Annotated in this window: 20 protein-coding genes; 15 read left to right on the top strand and 5 right to left on the bottom strand. The window is 50.9% G+C overall.

All coding sequences use genetic code 11. From position 1 onward, the window contains the following. Window positions 1-135: 135 nt before the first annotated feature. From AC07OI_RS15875 to AC07OI_RS15840, 8 genes are all read left to right on the top strand, one after another. Window positions 136-528, top strand: a complete 393-nt coding sequence (locus AC07OI_RS15875) for a hypothetical protein (protein WP_492704633.1) — start codon at window positions 136-138, stop codon at window positions 526-528. A 108-nt stretch (window positions 529-636) separates the two neighbouring features. Next, complete coding sequence (locus AC07OI_RS15870) at window positions 637-2661, top strand: TonB-dependent receptor (protein WP_495257878.1); 2025 nt, start codon at window positions 637-639, stop codon at window positions 2659-2661. Window positions 2662-2957: 296 nt separating this feature from the next. Continuing rightward, window positions 2958-4349, top strand: coding sequence for an STAS domain-containing protein (locus tag AC07OI_RS15865; protein WP_492704631.1), 1392 nt, complete (start codon window positions 2958-2960; stop codon window positions 4347-4349). Between the two features lie 191 nt (window positions 4350-4540). Further along, on the top strand, window positions 4541-5077 hold the full coding sequence (gene hslV, locus AC07OI_RS15860; RefSeq protein WP_422941668.1) for an ATP-dependent protease subunit HslV: 537 nt from the start codon (window positions 4541-4543) through the stop codon (window positions 5075-5077). A 13-nt stretch (window positions 5078-5090) separates the two neighbouring features. Next, window positions 5091-6428, top strand: coding sequence for an ATP-dependent protease ATPase subunit HslU (hslU, locus tag AC07OI_RS15855; protein ID WP_492704630.1), 1338 nt, complete (start codon window positions 5091-5093; stop codon window positions 6426-6428). Between the two features lie 50 nt (window positions 6429-6478). Beyond that, entirely contained in the window at window positions 6479-6676 is a 198-nt protein-coding gene (locus tag AC07OI_RS15850) for a hypothetical protein (RefSeq protein ID WP_492704629.1), read from the top strand. Between the two features lie 21 nt (window positions 6677-6697). Further along, window positions 6698-7207 (top strand): GAF domain-containing protein, encoded by a 510-nt coding sequence (locus AC07OI_RS15845; protein WP_492704628.1) that lies wholly within the window; start codon window positions 6698-6700, stop codon window positions 7205-7207. Between the two features lie 232 nt (window positions 7208-7439). Beyond that, window positions 7440-7619, top strand: a complete 180-nt coding sequence (locus AC07OI_RS15840; protein WP_492704627.1) for a hypothetical protein — start codon at window positions 7440-7442, stop codon at window positions 7617-7619. 19 nt (window positions 7620-7638) lie between these two features. Here AC07OI_RS15840 and AC07OI_RS15835 read toward each other — a convergent pair whose 3' ends face one another. From AC07OI_RS15835 to AC07OI_RS15815, 5 genes are all read right to left on the bottom strand, one after another. Beyond that, window positions 7639-8637 carry an NAD(P)H-dependent glycerol-3-phosphate dehydrogenase gene (locus AC07OI_RS15835; protein ID WP_492704626.1) on the bottom strand — a complete coding sequence of 333 codons (999 nt, stop codon included), beginning with the start codon at window positions 8635-8637 and terminating at the stop codon, window positions 7639-7641. A 109-nt stretch (window positions 8638-8746) separates the two neighbouring features. Continuing rightward, entirely contained in the window at window positions 8747-9196 is a 450-nt protein-coding gene (locus tag AC07OI_RS15830) for an SH3 domain-containing protein (RefSeq protein WP_492704625.1), read from the bottom strand. Between the two features lie 60 nt (window positions 9197-9256). Beyond that, a complete protein-coding gene (gene secB, locus AC07OI_RS15825; RefSeq protein ID WP_492704624.1) occupies window positions 9257-9733 on the bottom strand; it encodes a protein-export chaperone SecB in 477 nt (158 codons plus the stop codon). Window positions 9734-9896: 163 nt separating this feature from the next. Beyond that, on the bottom strand, window positions 9897-10163 hold the full coding sequence (grxC, locus tag AC07OI_RS15820) for a glutaredoxin 3 (RefSeq protein ID WP_492704623.1): 267 nt from the start codon (window positions 10161-10163) through the stop codon (window positions 9897-9899). Window positions 10164-10177: 14 nt separating this feature from the next. Beyond that, window positions 10178-10579, bottom strand: coding sequence for a rhodanese-like domain-containing protein (locus tag AC07OI_RS15815; RefSeq protein WP_423005782.1), 402 nt, complete (start codon window positions 10577-10579; stop codon window positions 10178-10180). A 107-nt stretch (window positions 10580-10686) separates the two neighbouring features. Here AC07OI_RS15815 and gpmA point away from each other — a divergent pair, with 107 nt between their 5' ends. The 7 genes from gpmA to AC07OI_RS15780 all read left to right on the top strand — a co-directional run bounded on the left by gpmA (window position 10687) and on the right by AC07OI_RS15780 (window position 19005). Further along, a complete protein-coding gene (gene gpmA / locus AC07OI_RS15810; RefSeq protein ID WP_492704622.1) occupies window positions 10687-11433 on the top strand; it encodes a 2,3-diphosphoglycerate-dependent phosphoglycerate mutase in 747 nt (248 codons plus the stop codon). Window positions 11434-11440: 7 nt separating this feature from the next. Then, complete coding sequence (locus tag AC07OI_RS15805; RefSeq protein WP_492704621.1) at window positions 11441-12784, top strand: murein hydrolase activator EnvC family protein; 1344 nt, start codon at window positions 11441-11443, stop codon at window positions 12782-12784. 16 nt (window positions 12785-12800) lie between these two features. Continuing rightward, window positions 12801-14300 (top strand): S41 family peptidase, encoded by a 1500-nt coding sequence (locus AC07OI_RS15800; RefSeq protein WP_492704620.1) that lies wholly within the window; start codon window positions 12801-12803, stop codon window positions 14298-14300. A 42-nt stretch (window positions 14301-14342) separates the two neighbouring features. Beyond that, the gene (locus AC07OI_RS15795; protein WP_495257877.1) at window positions 14343-15101 is read left to right on the top strand and encodes a HesA/MoeB/ThiF family protein; all 759 of its coding nucleotides are present in this window, start codon (window positions 14343-14345) and stop codon (window positions 15099-15101) included. A gap of 30 nt (window positions 15102-15131) precedes the next feature. Further along, window positions 15132-15776 (top strand): glutathione S-transferase family protein, encoded by a 645-nt coding sequence (locus AC07OI_RS15790; protein WP_495257876.1) that lies wholly within the window; start codon window positions 15132-15134, stop codon window positions 15774-15776. 26 nt (window positions 15777-15802) lie between these two features. Beyond that, the gene (locus AC07OI_RS15785; RefSeq protein WP_495257875.1) at window positions 15803-16612 is read left to right on the top strand and encodes a spermine/spermidine synthase domain-containing protein; all 810 of its coding nucleotides are present in this window, start codon (window positions 15803-15805) and stop codon (window positions 16610-16612) included. 218 nt (window positions 16613-16830) lie between these two features. Beyond that, entirely contained in the window at window positions 16831-19005 is a 2175-nt protein-coding gene (locus tag AC07OI_RS15780; RefSeq protein WP_495257874.1) for a S41 family peptidase, read from the top strand. Window positions 19006-19008: the final 3 nt, after the last annotated feature.

Here is a 19008-nt window from a genome sequence, read left to right as displayed (position 1 = left end):
TAATTCTTTCCAAGCCATGCTGCTGAAAGACATGCGGCTGTCATAATGGCAATGTACTGTCGGTTTTTTGCTACATATTTTCAAGTATTTTTGAACCTGAATTTGACCCGGTATCAACTGGAAATTTAATCCAAGATGTTACGCAACTCCCAGATCAACATGAAAAACAGCAAGCGATGGTTGCTGTGTGTCCTGTTGCCTGCACTGTTATTTACACAGTGGCTGGGGCTGGCGCATCGCATCTCACATGCGGGCGGGATTGCTAACCAGTCATCCTCCAGTGTTGTGCAGCAAACTGCGCAACTGGGTTCTTTACTGTTCGGTAGCCAGGATGAGAATAGCAATACCCTGCATTCCTGTGCCTTATATGATGCCGTCAGTGCCGCTGAATTTCTGCAGCATGTGCCGGACGCCATCAGGTTCTTGTCCGGCAAGGCCATCGTCAGCCTGAACCCGGCCATACTGAGCTGGCATGCCCTGCTGCAAGTCCCTTTTTCCTCCCGCGCCCCGCCTTCCCTGTTTGCCTGATCAGCACCAGAACATCCTGATGGATGCTTCTGGCTATTTGATTTTCAGATGCAGCTTTGCGTCTGAATTGTCGCCGTTCTTTGCATCAATTCGCAAACAGGAAATAACATGGTTTTTCAACGCACTCTGATCGCCAGCGCAGTGCTGGTACTTTTGACGCCTATTACTCAGCTTGTCCAGGCACAATCCCAAACTGATTCTGCAAACGGTACCATCAATACCGTTACCGTCACTTCAAATCCCATCAGCTCTGACGAGAATATGCAAGTGCTTACTCCAGCCAAAATATTGTCAGGACAAGAACTCAGAGCCAAGGTCGGCACTTCACTGGGCGATACCTTGGGAGCCGAACTCGGCGTATCCGCATCCGGTTTTGGTGCTGGCGCATCGCGCCCCATCATCCGTGGCCTGGAAGGCCCGCGCGTCAAGATCCTGCAAAATGGCATGGGTGTAGCTGACGTTTCCAGCCTGTCAAATGATCATGCCGTCGCCAGTGAAAGTGCAACTGCGCAACAGATAGAAGTCTTGCGCGGTCCAGCGGCCTTGCTATACGGCAGCGGTGCCATTGGTGGTCTGGTGAATGTCATCGACAACCGCATACCAACTATCCTTAACGGGAAAATGACAGGCGAAGGCGAAGTACGTCTGGGCAGCGTGAATCAGGAAAAGAGTCTGTCGTTCTCGCTTGATGGCTCCAGCGGCGTGATTGGTCTGCATGCAGACGGTGCCAGCCGTGAAACGGGCAACTATAAGATACCTGGCAATATCTCTTTGAGTGACCCCGCTTCAGGTGGTGGCCGCGTGCCGTCCAGCTTCACACGCGAATCTTCGCTGGCTTTGGGTGCGTCTGTCATACAGTCCTGGGGTTATGTAGGTGCCGCAGTACAAACCCTGAATGACCACTATGGCATACCAACGGCAGAACGCTCTTTCATCGACTTGAAGCAAAACCGCCTCGACATTGATGGTTTGCTCAATTCGCCATTGAACGGTTTCGATACGCTCAAATACAAATTCAGTGCCACCGACTATAAGCACACAGAAAAAGCCGAGGACGGTACGCCCGTCACCGACTTCAAGAACCAGATGCTGGAAAGCCGCATCCTCCTGTCCCATCCGTCCTGGGCTGGCTGGCAAGGTAGCTGGGGTCTGCAGACCGAGCAGGTGAAATTCTCTGCCCTGTCGGCTGAGACAGGTCGTGCCGACACGGTACCGAGCACAAAATCCAACTCTGTCGCCTTGTTCTTTGTCGAGCAAAAGCAGATTGCCGATGTCATGGCCAGCACAGGCATGCGTTTTGAAAATGTGAAGCGCACACCAGATGCCATTACTGGCCTGAAAGCGCGTGAATTCAATTTATTCTCGGCTTCTGTCGGTGGTTTATGGCAATTCGACAAATCTTATGGCGCAGGCCTGAGCCTGTCATGGGCGCAACGTGCCCCGGCGACAGAAGAATTGTATTCAGCCGGGCCGCATGAATCGACGGCTACTTTTGATATCGGCAATGCTGATATGAAGAAAGAAGCTTCGCGCAATCTGGAATTCAGCCTGCAAAAAACCCATGGTCTGCTGCGCTGGAAGATCAATGCCTTCCTGAATAAGGTTAACAATTACATCTACGGCCATACCAATGGTATCAAGGTAGATGAAGCAGGGGTCCCTGATGCTGACGCAGAATTTACCTTGCGCAACTGGTCACAGGCATCTGCCACCATACGTGGTGGTGAGGCCGAGATCAGTTACAACCTGCTGGGTGAAGGCTGGTCGGGCCGTGCCTTTGCCGATTACTCACGCGGCAGCCTGGACAATATGGGCAACTTGCCGCTGCAACCAGCGACACGTGCCGGCTTTGATATCGGCTATCGCTCTGGTGGCTGGCGTGCTGGCGTAGATGTCTTGCATGCCTTGCGTCAGGACAGGCTGGCCAGTTTTGAAGGTTTTGTTACACCGGCTTATACCAAGGTCGATACCAGCCTGACTTACACCCATCCTTATCAGAATATGCAGCTGACCTGGTTCTTGATGGCGAAGAATTTGCTGAACCAGGATATCCGTCTTTCTACTTCAGTTTTGAAAGAAACCCTGCCACAACCCGGCAGAAATGTCATGGCAGGATTGCGCGTCAGCTTTTAATGTTAAAAAATCAGCTAAGAATTGCAAGAAAAATGTAAGCAGATGTAATTGACGTTTAGGTTATTAATTCATAAGCTGTTGGTATGGGAGGCGGCATCCGCCCCCATTTCCTGCAAAAAAGCTGCTTTTTTGCAAGGTTTTCGACGATCTTGCGTAGCAATTAAAAGAACATTTCAAGAAAAACTGTCTGGAGCAGTTGAGCCCAGTCAACCATTGGAACGGAAATCAGAATATACTAAGCACTCGTCAAATTCGCTACCGGGTGGTCAGCGCTTCTATTTTTATTTGGGAATATAGTGGGGATTTTTTCTCTTTTCGGTAAAAAAGGTGTCAAGCAAGAAGATCGCTCCACCGAGAAATCTTCTTCGAGAAAGACGCGCTCCAAGAATGGTAATACCGTCATTGGCGGTTTCCAGGACAGTGAGGTTTTTAGCAATTCGATTATTGCTCAGCGTCATATTGCCCGCGCCACCGAGAGAAAAATTGACGCCATAGAATTTGAAATGTCGCGTGACATCGTCAAGACCCGTCCACCGACCATTACCAAAACCGACCTTGGTGCACCAACCGAACCGCTGGAAAGAAAAGCGCCGCCGGTAGAATTCCAGACCACGTTGCCTATGATGATGCCCACAGATTATCTGTTGGGGCAAAATTCAGAAATGTCGGCATCTGCCCTCGCCTATAGCGAAACCGTGCCTGTATTGGAAGAAGCAGCCATCCTGTTTGCCAGTGGCCAGAATGAAGTCGCCGAGCAAATGCTGGCTTCTGCCGTGCATAACCACGAGCTTGGCGGTGCCACCGAAATTGGCTGGCAAATGCTGTTTGACCTGTATCGCATCACGAACGACCAGCACAAGTTTGAAAGCCTGTCGCTCGATTACGCCAATAAATTTGAAACCTCGCCACCACTGTGGCCAGAAAACCAGACCAGCAACGACAATGATGCCGAAGCTCAGGGCGATACCACGGTAGCGAATGTCAGCTTCCCCGCCAAGCTCGATAGCGGCACCATCAAATCACTGGAAAAATTGCAGATAGCTGCGGGCAAGAGCAAAAGCCTGCGTCTGGATTTTTCACGCGTCAAGGAAGTAGACGCCATAGGTTGTGGCTTGTTATTGCGCGCCCTTAAGGGTTTGAAAAAATCCGGCCATGACTTGTTACTGGTGGGTGCCAAAGACCTGGCGGATAAAATCCGCAGCATCTTGCTGGTAGGCCGTCGTGATGAAACTGAAGCGCCATGGCTGTTGTTGCTGGAAATCCTGCAATTACTGCATTTTGAGCAAGCCTTCGAAGAAGTCAGTATGGATTACTGCATTACTTTCGAAGTGTCGCCTCCTTCATTTGAAGCACCAAAGAACAATGTCACCAGCGCCATGCCTGAAGCCCCGGCGCAGGAAGAAGCCTCTGACCGCTATATGATGCCGAAAGTAGTCGAAGGTAAGACAGAATTTCTGATTTCCAATATTGCCATGCAGGCAGAACAGCACAATCCGCTGATCCTTGATTGCACCCGTCTGGAACGGGTGGAATTCGGTGCCTCTGCGCAATTACTGAACGGCCTGGCACCTATCGCCAGCAAAGCCGGCATGAATATACGCTTTGAAGGCGTTAATTACCTGGTCATGATGTTATTCAATGCCATGGGCCTGAAAAACATCGCCAGCATCATCCCCCGCAAGCACTAAACTGTATCGAGGTGGGCTTTTGCCCGCCCTCGTGGTGATACTTATGATGGTATTTATGCACCCGGTTTGTCCACGCTTGCAATTCAGAAAAAACACCCCATTTTCTACAAAACAGGTAATTTGGCCTGCTTATACTGCATGTTCATGACCCGTGGTCGTGTGCAGGAATGGCAATATTCTTTGAGGTTCATATGGAACAATTTCACGGCACCACCATTTTGACGGTGCGACGCGGCAACCTGGTTGCCCTGGGCGGCGATGGTCAGGTGACACTGGGCAATATCGTCATGAAGGGCACTGCCCGCAAGGTACGCAAGCTGTATCACAACAAGGTGCTGGCCGGTTTTGCTGGCGGCACGGCTGATGCTTTCACTCTGATAGAACGCTTTGAATCCAAGCTGGAAAAACATCAGGGCCATCTGATGCGCGCTTCGGTAGAACTGGCCAAGGACTGGCGCACCGACCGCATGTTGCGCCGCCTGGAAGCCATGTTGCTGGTGGCCGATAAAGACAGCACACTGGTAATTACCGGCAATGGCGATGTGCTGGAGCCTAATCAGGGCATAGGCGCGATTGGCTCGGGCGGCACCTTCGCCCAGTCCGCCGCGATTGCGCTGTTTGAAAATACCGACCTGTCGCCAGTCGACATCGTCAAGAAATCCCTGACTATTGCTGGCGAGTTGTGCATTTATACCAACTTGTCACACACCATAGAAACACTGGAATGAATTGGAATAAGCAATGAACATGACTCCACAAGAGATTGTCTCTGAACTTGATAAACATGTAGTTGGCCAGTCCAAGGCCAAGCGCGCCGTTGCCATTGCCTTGCGTAATCGCTGGCGCCGTCAGCAGGTAGAAGAACCGCTGCGCCATGAAATCACCCCAAAAAATATCCTGATGATAGGACCGACAGGCGTCGGTAAAACCGAGATCGCCCGTCGCCTGGCCAAGCTGGCGGATGCCCCCTTCATCAAAATCGAGGCGACCAAGTTCACTGAAGTTGGTTATGTAGGCCGCGATGTAGATACCATCATCCGCGACCTCGTCGACATCGGCATCAAGCAAACCCGCGAAGCAGCTACCCGCAAGGTACGTGCCCGTGCTGAAGATGCGGCAGAAGACCGCATCCTCGATATTCTGCTGCCACCAGCGCGTGACTTTGGTTTCCATCCTAGTGAAGCCGAAGCTGCAACGCCAGACAACACCACCCGCCAGACTTTCCGCAAGCGCCTGCGTGAAGGTGCGCTGGATGACAAGGAAGTTGAAATCGAAGTGGCAGAAGGTGTGACACATATGGAAATCATGGCACCGCCGGGCATGGAAGAAATGACCGAGCAGATCAAGACCATGTTCTCTGGCATGGGTAATGGCCGCAAGAAATCGCGCAAGCTGAAAATCAAGGAAGCGATGAAGCTCCTGATTGAAGAAGAAGCAGGCAAACTCGTCAATGAAGAAGAACTGAAGCAAGATGCAATACGCAATGTAGAGCAAAACGGCATCGTCTTTCTCGATGAAATCGACAAGATCGCTTCACGTTCAGAGACCGGCGGCGCTGAAGTGTCACGCGCTGGTGTGCAGCGTGACTTGCTGCCACTGGTAGAAGGTACGACTGTCAATACCAAGTATGGCATGGTCAAGACTGACCATATCCTGTTCATTGCATCAGGTGCTTTCCATCTGGCCAAGCCGTCTGACCTGATACCTGAGCTGCAGGGCCGTTTCCCTATCCGCGTGGAACTGGAATCTTTGTCCATCGCTGATTTTGAGCGTATCTTGACAGGCACCGATGCCTGCCTGACACGTCAGTATCAAGCCTTGCTGGCAACGGAAGACGTGCAGATAGACTTCACGCCTGAAGGCGTTGAACGCCTGGCTGGCATTGCTTATTCAGTCAATGAAACGACAGAAAATATCGGTGCCCGCCGCCTGTACACCGTCATGGAAAAGCTGCTGGAAGAGATTTCTTTCGATGCCCACCAGAATAGCGGCAAGACTGTGACTATCGATGCTGCCTACGTCAATGAACGTCTGGAAGCCTTGTCGGTGAATGAAGATCTGTCACGCTACGTGCTTTAATTTTAAACTTAGTTTTAATCTTAGTTTCAATTTGCAATCCGGGGTTTAAGATGGCTAACAAGGCACTGGCAACACGACAACGCATGCAGTTTCGCGTTGAGCCGTCGCAAGTCCCGGCATCGGCCAAAGGCAGGGCTAATCAGGCAAGAAAAGTTTTGCCTGATTATCTGACTGCGAAAAAAAATTCCAAGCCCCTACCTCAACCTGCTACTGCCACCAAAAAACCGGACAGTCAGGAAAAAAATTAAAAACTCTCCAGGAACGCCCTCATGTTTGATACCCCTGCTGCCAGCGATAAACCCGATTACCCCATGCTGGCGCGCCAGTTGGCCAGCGTACTTGAGGGTGAACGCAATCTGGTCACCAATGCAGCCCAGTTTTCTGCCTTCATCTACAGCAGCATCACTGACTTGAACTGGGCAGGTTTTTACCTGTGCGCACCAGCCAGCAAGCCAGATGCAGAATTTCCCAATGACCTGCTGTTGGGACCGTTCCAGGGCAAGGTTGCCTGCACCCGCATCCCTTTCAAACGCGGGGTGTGCGGTACGGCTGCAGCAGAACGACGCACCGTCCTCGTAGAAGACGTACATGCATTCCCCGGGCATATAGCCTGCGACTCAGCATCCAACTCTGAAATAGTCATCCCTTTGATCAAGGATGGCGAGATTTATGGCGTGTTTGATATCGACAGCCCGCGCCTGAAACGCTTCAACGAAGAAGACCAGTTGGGCCTGGAGAACCTGCTCGCCATCTTTACGGCAGCAACAGATTTGAAATAATAGCAATACCAGTTCCCTGCAGAATCAGCCAAAATGTGGCGAGGGGCAGACAAAGACCATGGCAGCCATGGTCTTTTTTGTTAAGTTATGTCAAAACAGCATAATTTCTGTCTTTGCCCGTTCTTTGTCGCTCTACACTGAGTTTATTGACACTGAGAAAAACTTCGCAGAACTCAGCAGACCAGGGGGAGATGGCATCATGGCAGGATGCAGACGCCGGAAAATGCTACACATGCACAGGCAGCCTTTGCGCAGGCGTGATGTGACAACACGCTTCATGGTCGACCTTGGCATCCACTATCTTGAAGTACTGGGACTGGCCAAGGCCATGCACTTTTTACGCAGGCATCACGTACCTGATACTGTCATTGACCGCGTCCTGCACTCTCCCGAATACCGGCGGCAATATTAATATTACCCTGGTGCTTTTTCTAATGAGTTTCCTGCTTGGCATCCCTCGCAAGCAAACGACCTATCATCTCTTGCAATGAAATCCCGTCAAACAGTACGCCAGCTACGGCATCGGTAATTGGCATCTGTATGCCCAGCCCCTGTGCCAGCGAACGTACTGCCTGTGCACAACGCACGCCTTCAGCGACATGACCCAGTTCCTGCACGATGATATCCAGGGATTTACCCTGTGCCAGCGCCAGACCCACCTTGCGGTTACGGGATAAGTCACCGGTACAGGTCAAGATCAAATCACCTACGCCAGTCAGCCCCATCAGAGTTTCTGAACGGCCACCAAGGGCAACGCCAAGGCGGCTGATTTCTGCCAGACCGCGGGTGATAAGGGCAGCTCGCGCATTCAGCCCCAGTCCCAGGCCATCAGCCACACCTGTAGCAATCGCCAGGATATTTTTGACTGCACCACCGACTTCCACACCAACCACGTCATCGCTTGAGTACACCCGCATGGCATTCACATGCAGGGCTTGTACCACCAACTGACTGAGGTCTTTCGACTTGGAAGCTATCGTCAATGCACAAGGCAGGCCTTTGGCGACTTCTTGCGCAAATGAAGGGCCGGACAGGGCGCCGAAAGCCACGCCCTGCCCCAGCACTTGTTCAGCCACCTGATGCGGCAAGAGCTGCGTGGATTCTTCAAAACCCTTGCATAGCCAGATGATGTTTTTTGGCTGGTAAGCCCGGCAAGCTTCCAGCGTAGGGCGCAAGCCCGAGACTGAGGTGGCAATTACCAGTAAGCCCTCAGGGCCAGCCGCATGTGCCATGGCAGCAGCAAAGTCAGCCGTGACCTGCAGATTGTCGGGGAAAGAAAAGCCGCTTAAATAGTCATCATTTTGCCTGTTCGCCTGCATGGCAGACATGGCAGCCTGATTGCGCCCCCACAGCAAGACATTATTTTTTGCCGCAAAAGCAATTGCCATTGCCGTGCCCCAGGCACCTGCGCCCAATACGCTGATATTCATACTTGTCCCTGACTCCTGCTTATTTTAATAACCGGGGAGATGTAAAAAAAGGACAGCAGGCTGTCCTTTTTTGCAAACTGTCATCTGTCTATGCACTCAAATCCAGGCACTACAAACCCCAGACTTCATTGATTTTGACAAAGCCTAGCTGGCCGTCACGGTGTTTCACTTTGACCCAGCCGCCAGCCGCAGGCTCAGCCATTTCCAGCAAGACGTGCTTGTCAGCACTGAATACCAGCGGTGCAGATTCATCTGCCGTTGCCCTGATCTTGGCATTGGCTGCACGCACCACCAGGCTGCGGCGGGTGATCAAATCCTTGGATTCGACCCAGCTCATTTCACCGCTGACGTCTCTTACCTTGCTCCATGCACCGGAAGTAAACACTACTTCCAGCGGCATGCCACGTGGTGCCACTGCCAATTTTGCGCCTTTGGCAGATGGTGCATCGTACATGATCACGGGTGAAGCACCGACAGAACGGAATTCCAAAGCCTGGGCTGCACCACTCGCAAGCAGCGTCAATAACAACAGAGGCAAAGGCGTCAGCAAGCGTCGCATGGTAACTTTCATCAGGTTGACCCGGCCGGAACCGGATCAGACCCATCGTAATAAAGCAGATTACTGAATAGTTGTTGGCGCTTCAGTATTGGCATTTGCCTGCTCAGCAGCCAATGTCAGACGTTGCGCGTAGAAAGCTTCGAAATTGATTTCCGACAGATGGATAGGAGGGAAACCAGCACGTGTGATCGCATCAGCTACGTTGGAACGCAGGTAAGGATAGACGATGTTCGGGCAGCCGATACCCAGCAGAGGATCGAGTTGATCTTCAGGGATATTGCGTGCTTCGAAAATACCGGCTTGTTTGCCTTCAACCAGGAAAGCAACTTTTTCGCCGATTTTTGCAGTCACTGTGACTGTTACTGTGGCTTCGTAGATGCCATCAGCCAGCTTTTCAGAGCCGACATCAACGGAAACTTCGATGCCAGGGGCTTCTTGTTCCAGGAAAATAGCTGGGGAATTTGGCTGTTCAAGCGACAAATCTTTCAGATAAACGCGTTGAATTTGGAATACGGGCTGCAGATTTTCGTCAGACATGTGAAACTTTCTAAAATTCTAAAAGATTAATAATGAACAGCGAGACTGGCAGATAGGGCCGTTTCCAGCCATTTCAAGATCGCAGCGCGCTATTGTAGCAAGTAGTCTGCAAAAACAGCAATTTTGCTGCAAAACCCGTAGAAAATCCGGCAAATACCTGCTTTTAATCAACCGGATTCAGCAAAGGATCAAGTTTACCCGCCCTGTCGAGGGCAGAGAGGTCATCAAAGCCACCCACATGAGTGTCATCTACATAGATTTGTGGTACGGTGCGGCGACCGGTTCTCTGCATCATCGCTTCACGCAGGCCGGGCTCAAGATCGACACGGATTTTTTCTATATCGTCCACACCCTTGGACTTCAACAGACGCTCAGCCATCGTGCAATACGGACAAACGGCTGTGGTATACATGACTACATGGGCTTTCATGATGCTCTCCTGCTTTACTTTACTGTTGGCAAGCCTTGCGACTTCCAGGAATCTATACCACCATCAAGGCTAAACACTTGGGCAAAGCCAGCTTTGCTGAGTAAACCAGCAGCGCTGGAAGAACGCACGCCTGAAGCACAAACAGTAATGACCACATTGCTTTTTGACTTTTCTATCTCTTTCAGACGGTCGTTCAGCTCTGGCAAGGGGATATGTTTGGCATTTTGCAAATGACCGGCAGCAAATTCTTCAGCACTGCGCACATCGAGAATCAGGGTTTTAGCCTGATTCATGTATTGTGTAGCTTGAAAATGCGACACCTTGGCACCACGTCTTTGTAAAGCAGGCACCAGCAATGCACCACCAGAGATGATGGCAAGACCTATCCAGAATATATTGTCAATAATGAATTTCACAGGATTCCAGTAGTAAGAATGGTTATCAGAAGCGCGTCATTATAAAATAGATGCCGCAATCGCATACTAAATCACTCATCTCATCTTATCTCACCCTCTAGCACACTATGTATAAAATCGTTTTAATGCGCCACGGCGAATCTACCTGGAACCTGGACAACCGTTTCACCGGTTGGACTGATGTTGATTTGACAGCAAAAGGCGTGGCTGAAGCCACCCAGGCCGGCAAGCTCCTGAAACAAGCAGGCTTTACCTTTGACCTGGCATATACCTCAGTACTCAAGCGCGCGGTTCGTACACTGTGGGGCACACTCGATGAAATGGACTTGATGTGGTTGCCAGTGATTCATGACTGGCGTCTGAATGAACGTCATTACGGTGCACTGCAAGGCTTGAACAAGGCAGAGACAGCGGCCAAATATGGGGACGAGCAAGTGTTGGTGTGGCGTCGCAGCTACGATACGCCACCTCTGCCACTGGCAGAAGATGATGACCGCACCTCCTTCAATGACCCGCGCTATGCAGGCCTGGAGCGCAGCCAGATCCCGCTGACCGAATGCTTGAAAGACACGGTTGCCCGCGTCATGCCAGCCTGGGACGACAGCATTGCCCCGGCAATACGCTCGGGCAAACGCATCCTGATTTCTGCCCATGGCAATAGTCTGCGCGCCCTGATCAAGATGCTTGACGGCATCAGCGACGACGACATCGTCAACCTGAATATCCCGAATGGCCAACCGCTGGTGTATGAACTTGATGCCGACCTGAAGCCAATCAAACATTATTATCTGGGTGACCAGGACGCTATTGCAGCAGCCTTGCAGGCCGTTGCCAGCCAGGGTAAATCCAAATAAGCATTGAATGCCATTTAAAACCAAGTCTTCACCGTTTTTAATAGCAAGCTTGCTATGCCTGTCCCTGGCAGGCGTGGCAACGTCTGCCATGGCTGCCAGTAATGCGCGTTCCCAGCAAAAAAACAAGGCAGAAGCAGACAGGGCCGAGTTGCAAAATCGCCTGAAGGCATTAAAAAACGATATAAACAAAACTGAAACGGCCAAGGACAATGCCAGCGATGCCCTGGCTGAATCAGAAAAATCCATTTCCGAAGCCAATCGTTCCTTGCGTGACTTGCAGGCAGAACAGGCGCAGACTGAAGCAAGAGTCAAACAACTGACAGGGCAACAACAGGCTCTGGCTGATAAAGTTGAAAAACAAAAAACACAACTATCGAATTTTTTACGCCGCCAGTATATGCGCGGCGACAGTGACCGTATCAAATTGCTGCTGTCTGGCGATAACCCCAACCGCATCAACCGCGAACTGCAATACATGAGCTATGTATCGCAAACCCAGGCCAAACTGATAGATGGCTTGCGCATCAGCCTTCAAGCTGTGGAAAAAAATGCCGAAGAAGCTAAAGAAGCCAAGGCAGAACTCGATGAAATAGCTGACGAAGAAAAAAGTCATAAGCTGGCGCTGGAAAAAGAGAAAAAACGACATGCCACATTGGTAAGTCAGTTGGCAGAAAAATTATATGTACAAAAAAAACAGGCTGATAGTCTGGAAAAAGATGAACAAAGACTGAGCAATCTGGTCTCACAATTAAATAAACTGATTGAAGAACAAGCCAAGGCAGATGCAGCCAGGGCGGCACTGGAAGAAAAACAACGCCAGGAAAGAATTGCAGCAGCGCAGAAAGAAAGAGCAAGGCAGGCGGCACAGGGTAAAAAACCAGCGAAAATCACCAATCCCAATGCGATTGACGACGATGAGCCGCCCAGGCAAGCCAGGGCGGCAACCCCGCCTGCAGGTGAATTTGACAAGCTGAAAGGGCAATTGCGTTTGCCAGTGAAAGGTGAAATTCTTGCCAGATTTGGCAGCAAACGCACTGATGGCCCCAGCTGGAAAGGCATGTTCATCAAGGCGAATGAAGGTGCAGAAATCAAGACCATCGCCCCGGGCAAAGTGATTTTTGCCGATTGGTGGAAGGGGTATGGGAATATGGTGATTGTTGATCATGGCGGCAGTTACTGGAGCCTGTATGGCAATAATCAGGCAGTATTGAAGCATGTCGGCGATGTGGTAAAAACGGGTGATGTCATTGCCAGTGCCGGAAACAGCGGCGGTAATGAAGAATCAGGTTTATACTTTGAAGTACGTCATCAAGGACGTGTATTTGATCCTCTCAACTGGATCGTTAAATAGGTTTTAGGTGAATCACATGGGCAGCAAATTCAAGAATTTTGGTTTAATTGGCCTCGGCATGGTTGCCGGTGTGGCAGTTTCCATGCAGTTTTCGGCAGTGGCGCAAAAAACCCCAGGCAATTTCCTGCCGGTAGAAGAATTGCGTCAACTCACAGAAGTATTTGGCCTCATCAAGTCTGACTATGTCGAACCGGTGGAAGACAATAAGTTGCTGACGGAAGCAATTTCCGGCATGGTGGCTTCACTGGACCCCCATTCAGCCTACCTGGACAAGAAATCATATAAAGAATTAAAAGAAGGTACTCAGGGCAAATTTGTCGGCCTGGGTATAGAGGTCGGGATGGAAGACGGCTATGTCAAGATCGTCTCCCCGATTGAAGATTCTCCAGCCTACCGTGCAGGTTTGAAACCTGGTGACCTGATCACCAAGCTTGATTCCCAACCTGTCAAAGGCCTGACGCTTGATGAAGCCGTCAAGCGTATGCGCGGTGAGCCGAATACCAAGATCACCCTGACTATTTTCCGTAAAACGGAAGATAAACCCATCGTCGTCACGATTACCCGCGAACTGATCAAACAGCAAAGCGTCAAGGCCAAGATCGTTGAGCCTGGTTATGCCTGGTTAAGAATTGCCCAGTTCCAGGAACCGACCGTCGAAGACATGGCCAAGAAAATCCAGACCCTGTATGCGCAAGACCCAGCCATCAAAGGCCTGGTACTCGATTTGCGCAATGACCCGGGCGGCGTCTTGCCTGGTGCCATTGGTGTCTCAGCCGCCTTCCTGCCCAAGGATGTGCCTGTGGTCTCTACCAATGGTCAGTTGCAAGATTCCAAAGCGACTTTCTATGCCCGCCGTGAATACTATTCTGGCCGTACTTTGAGCGACCCGCTGGCGAAATTGCCAGAAGCGATCAAAAATGTGCCTATGGTGGTATTGATCAATACCGGCTCTGCCTCTGCTTCTGAAATCGTCGCTGGTGCCTTGCAAGACTACAAACGCGCTACCATTATTGGTACCCAGAGCTTTGGCAAGGGTTCGGTACAAACCATACGTCAGATTTCTGCAGATACCGCAGTCAAGCTGACTACAGCCCGCTATTACACACCAAATGGTCGCTCTATCCAGGCCAAGGGCATTGTTCCTGACCTGAACGTTGAAGAAACCGCAGACGGTGACGGCATCAATGGCTTGCGTGCCCGTGAAGCGGACTTGCAAAAGCATTTGACGAACGACAAGGAAAAAGAAGTAGCCCGTCCTAAAGTCGATGAAGCAGAAGAAGAACAGCGTGTGGCCGCACTGGTGAAAAAAATCAAGCCGCTCGAATATGGTAGTGCAGAAGACTTCCAACTGGCCCAGGCTTTGAATCATCTGAAAGGCTTGCCGGTAAAAGTCACTGAAGCCAAGGTGGTTGACAAGGAAGGCAAGGACAAAGACGGCAAAAACAGCAGCAAGGACGCTGACAAGCCAGCTAAAACTGACAAAGCCGACCATAAAACCGATATCAAGAAAAAATAAGACCTGACAAAAAGGCCGCATACTGCGGCCTTTTTTACAACGATGAACGACCAGCAACTCTTACGCTATTCCCGTCATATCCTGCTGGACCAGATAGGTATAGAAGGCCAGCAAAAAATCACTGAGGCACGTGCCCTCATCATCGGTGCCGGCGGCCTGGGTTCACCTGCAGCCCTGTATCTGGCCAGCGCCGGGGTAGGCCACATCACCCTGGTCGACAATGACAGCGTGGACCTGACCAATCTGCAACGCCAGATCATGCATACCACGGCAGCTGTGGGCATGGCCAAGGTCAACTCAGGCAAGCACACTCTGGAAGCGATCAACCCCGAAATACGCATCATCGCCCTGCAAGAGCGGGCTGCCGGTACACGCCTGGAAGAACTGGTCAGCCAGGCCAGCATCGTCCTTGATTGTTGCGACAATTTCGCTACCCGCCATGCCGTGAATGCTGCCTGCGTCAAATTTGGCGTACCGCTGGTATCTGGTGCAGCTATCAGTTTTGACGGCCAGATCAGTGTGTTTGATAGCCGTGATGAGGTCTCCCCTTGCTATGCCTGCCTGTTCCCGCCTGACCAGCCGTTTGAAGAAGTACTGTGTTCCAGCATGGGTGTGTTTTCGCCGCTGGTAGGCATCATAGGCAGTATGCAGGCTGCCGAAGCGCTGAAAGTCATCATGGGCATAGGCCAGGCACTGTCAGGCCGTCTGCTGTTGCTGGATGCCTTGCGCATGGACTGGACCAGCATAGGTATCAGCAAGAATCTGCAATGCCTGGTTTGCGGACAAGTTCACCCGAATTAAAGGCGTATTAAAAACTCATCAAGGATAGCCATGTATACTTTGTATTACTGCCCCGGCACAGCGAGCATGATCGTTCATCTGGCCTTATTGGAAATTGGGGCTGACCATGAATTGAAACTGGTCGATGTAGAAAAGAACCAGCAAAAAGATCCAGAGTACCTGCGCTTGAATCCAAATGGTGTCGTGCCTACCCTGGTCATTGATAATCGTCCTTATCTCGAATCAGCCGCGCTGTTGATGCTGTTGGCTGAACGTCACCCGGAAGCGGGCCTGGTACCAGCCATGGGCAGCATGGAACACGATCAGTGGCGACAATGGATAGTGTTCATCAGCAGCAGCCTGCAATCGACTTTCCGTGCTTGGTTTTATCCTGCCGAACTGGGTTTTGAAGAGCATAATGAAGCCACCAAAGCCGCACTGCAAAAACGTATCGCTGCCATCTGGGATCAGCTTGACCTGCACCTGAGCAAGAATGGCCCTTATCTGCTGGGCGAGACTTTTTCTGGCGCTGACCTGCAACTGACCATGCTGATGCGCTGGTCACGCAATATGCCACGCCCGGCCACAGAATGGCCTGCGCTGAGCAAACTGGCACAACTCGTCATCGCCCGCCCGAGCTGGCAAAAGATGGTGGCAATCGAAGGCCTGGAAACATGGCCAAAAACCCGGGCCTGATATCTGCAACTAATGCTTAGAAATTCGTGCTTAAGAAATTAATGCAAAAGATGGGTTTGAATTTATACAAGGCAAATCAGGTAGCCAGCACGGAGCTGCCTGACGTCAGCATTGCCGAATACCAGGGTGTACGTACCCTGCATCTATCCTCTGATGCCATCCAGGGCGCCATGCGCATGGCCATGCCAGACCAGATAGAGCTGGAATATGTGCAGCAAATGATGATGTGGATGTTGTTCAAACACGAGCCACAACATATCGTACAGCTAGGCCTCGGTGCAGCATCACTGACCAAGTTTTGCTACCGTAATTTTCCACAGTCCAGGGTCACTGCGATAGAACTGAACCCCAAGGTCATCGCGAGCTGTCACCAGCATTTCAAATTACCGGTCAATGATGAGCGCCTGCAAGTCCTGTGCATGGATGCGCTAGCCTATGTCAACGATAGCGCCAACCACGGCCAGGCCGACGTACTGCAAATTGATTTATATGATGCCGCTGCCGATGCCCCCGCACTGAGCAGCGCTGCTTTTTACCAGGCCTGTGCCAATACCTTGAATGAAGATGGCATGCTGACCGTTAACCTGTTTGGCAATCCGCATAACTATGAAGCGAATTGCACTGCCAATCTCGCCGCCCTGCAAGAAGCTTTTGATGCGGTGGTCTGGCTACCGCTGGTACATGATGCCAACACCGTCGCCATCGCCTTCAAACAAGCCCCCGCAGTAGATTTTGAAGACTTGTATGAACGCGCAACAGCGATACGCCTGGCCTGTAAATTACCCGCAGCGAAATGGGTAAATGGCTTGAAGGAATGGATGATTGAGCATACTTGATGTGCCATAATCCTGCGGGCATTCACGCCCGGATTTATTGGCGTTTATTTAATTACGTTTATTTCACGCCATTCTCTGTATCTTTCTCAATACCTATCTCTATGTGTTTAACTATTACGGCGAAAGACTGCGCTCGCTTTTTCGCTATCCTTACGTGTTCCCTCCAATTTTTTTGCCTGCCTTTGCATGCACAACCCCTGAATCAGCAAGAAATACGATTGCGCGATCTTGCGCAGCTCTGGTGCGACATCAAGTGGCGTCACCCCGCGCTGACCAAAGGTAATGTTGATTGGGATAAGGCTCTGGTAACTGCTTTGCCCAAGGTTCAGGCAGCGAAGTCAAAGCAAGAATTGCGTGATGCTCTTGCCAGCATGATGGCCACCTTGAATGACCCTGCGGCGGAGATATCAGTAGTGGGTGACAATGATCGATCAGATGAATCGCATCAACTTGTCTTGCCTGCAAATCAGGACCTGTTGGAATGGTTGAGTGGCGATATCGCCCTGCTGCATTTGCATGAGCCACAGATCACGAGCAATGATCACCCTGACTACGCAAAACTGCTGCAGGCAAGGGATGCAATCAAAAGCCGGGCCAAGGGTCTCATCATCGATTTGCGGCCTGCACAGTATGGCTGGTACGACACGGAAAATCTGAATTCCCTTTTAGCACACTGGATTACTGCACCTCTTATCTTGCCGACTGAAAGAATCCGCGTGCACTCTGGCTTCGCTCCACAAAAGGGAATGAACAGCGGCGGCTATTTTTCAGCGCTACAAACCATGGAGGCAGAGACCATTAATCCTCTTGCGCAGACACAGCCCAATAAAACACTGCCTATGGTGTTCATGATTAACCAGGCCAGCCTTGTTCCATCTGCTGTACTGGCACTGCAAAAAACTGGCAAAGCATGGATACTGGCACAGGGGAAAACTACGCCAGGCTGGTTTATGCCTGCCAAACGTCAGGTCATCGCTGGCGAAGTCTCAATCACATACAGCAAGGCAGACCTGATCTATGCCGATGGCACCACCGGTTTTGCTGCAGATGCAGAGATAGCGCCAGATACATCCACTGCAAAAACCAGCACCAGTATCAACAGGGCAGTGAGCTTATTACAGGGCAAGCGCAAACCTGGTGCAGCAATACGCTATCAGGCAAGTTCCGGCGTGGCTGTCAGAGCACTGGAGTTACCTTATCGTGACATGCGTTATCCCGACCTGGCCTGGCGACAGTTGGCAGTGATCAAATTATGGGCGATTGCCGAGACTTTCTTCCCCTATAAGCATTTGATGGACAAAGCCTGGTCGGATCAGTTACCCATCTACCTGAAGCGTATTGCAGACGTCAACAACGCAGTGGAATATGCCTTGACGATGGCAGAGATGGCTAGCAATTTGCAAGACAGCCACGTCTTTGTCAGGAATCGTATCAGTACAGAATATTTTGGCAAAGCGTGGCTGGCAATGAATCTGCTCATGATAGACAAGCAAGTGGTCATCAGCAAGATTACAGACTCACGTCTGCAACAAAACCCTGACTTGCATGTGGGTGACATCATCCTCAAAATAGACGGAGTGGCAGTCGGGGAGAAAATTGAACAACTATCAAAGACCATCTCTGCATCCAACCCGGAAACCAGGATCAGGGATGCACTTGCCAACCTGCTAGTGGGTCAGGAAAAAAGTGTGGCAAGCTTGCTCATCGCAGATAGCACAGGCAATCAGCACGAGATACATCTGCCACGCGTGAATGATACTGAGGCTCCTGAAAATACCGCGCCAGTATTTAAAATGCTCAACAAGGATATCGCCTATGTAGACCTAGACCGGCTCGAAGGAGCCGATGTCAATGCCATGTTTGAGGCAATCAAGGACAGCAAGGCACTTATATTCGATATGCGTGGCTATCCACGTAATTCAGTATGGAAAATAGCTCCCAGACTGAATGTGAAACAGGCAAATGTAGTGGCCCAGTTCCGCCGTCCACTGGTCTCGGCGTTTGAAGGTGATCAGGGTGGTGGTTACTATAGCTTTGAACAAACTATCAGAAGAAAAACACAAGACTTGTATCGCGGCAAGCTGGTCATGCTGATCAATGAAGAGACCCAAAGCGCTGCCGAGCATACTGGATTGATCATAGAATCATTAGCACCACTGACCTATATAGGCACACACAGCGCTGGTGCCAACGGAGATATCACCGGTGCGTATTTGCCCGGAGCCTTATATTTTGGTTTCTCCGGTCATGACGTGCGGCATGCCGATGGCCGTCAGTTGCAACGCATAGGTATACAGCCAGATATCAAGATTGCTCCCACGCTGGCAGGCATAAGGGCAGGGAAAGATGAAGTGCTGGAGCGGGCGATGGTTTTTCTGGAAACTGGTAAATAAGCA

This window comes from Undibacterium sp. GW821-FHT07F11, assembly GCF_059418665.1.
This window is presented reverse-complemented; position numbering and strand designations above follow the sequence as displayed.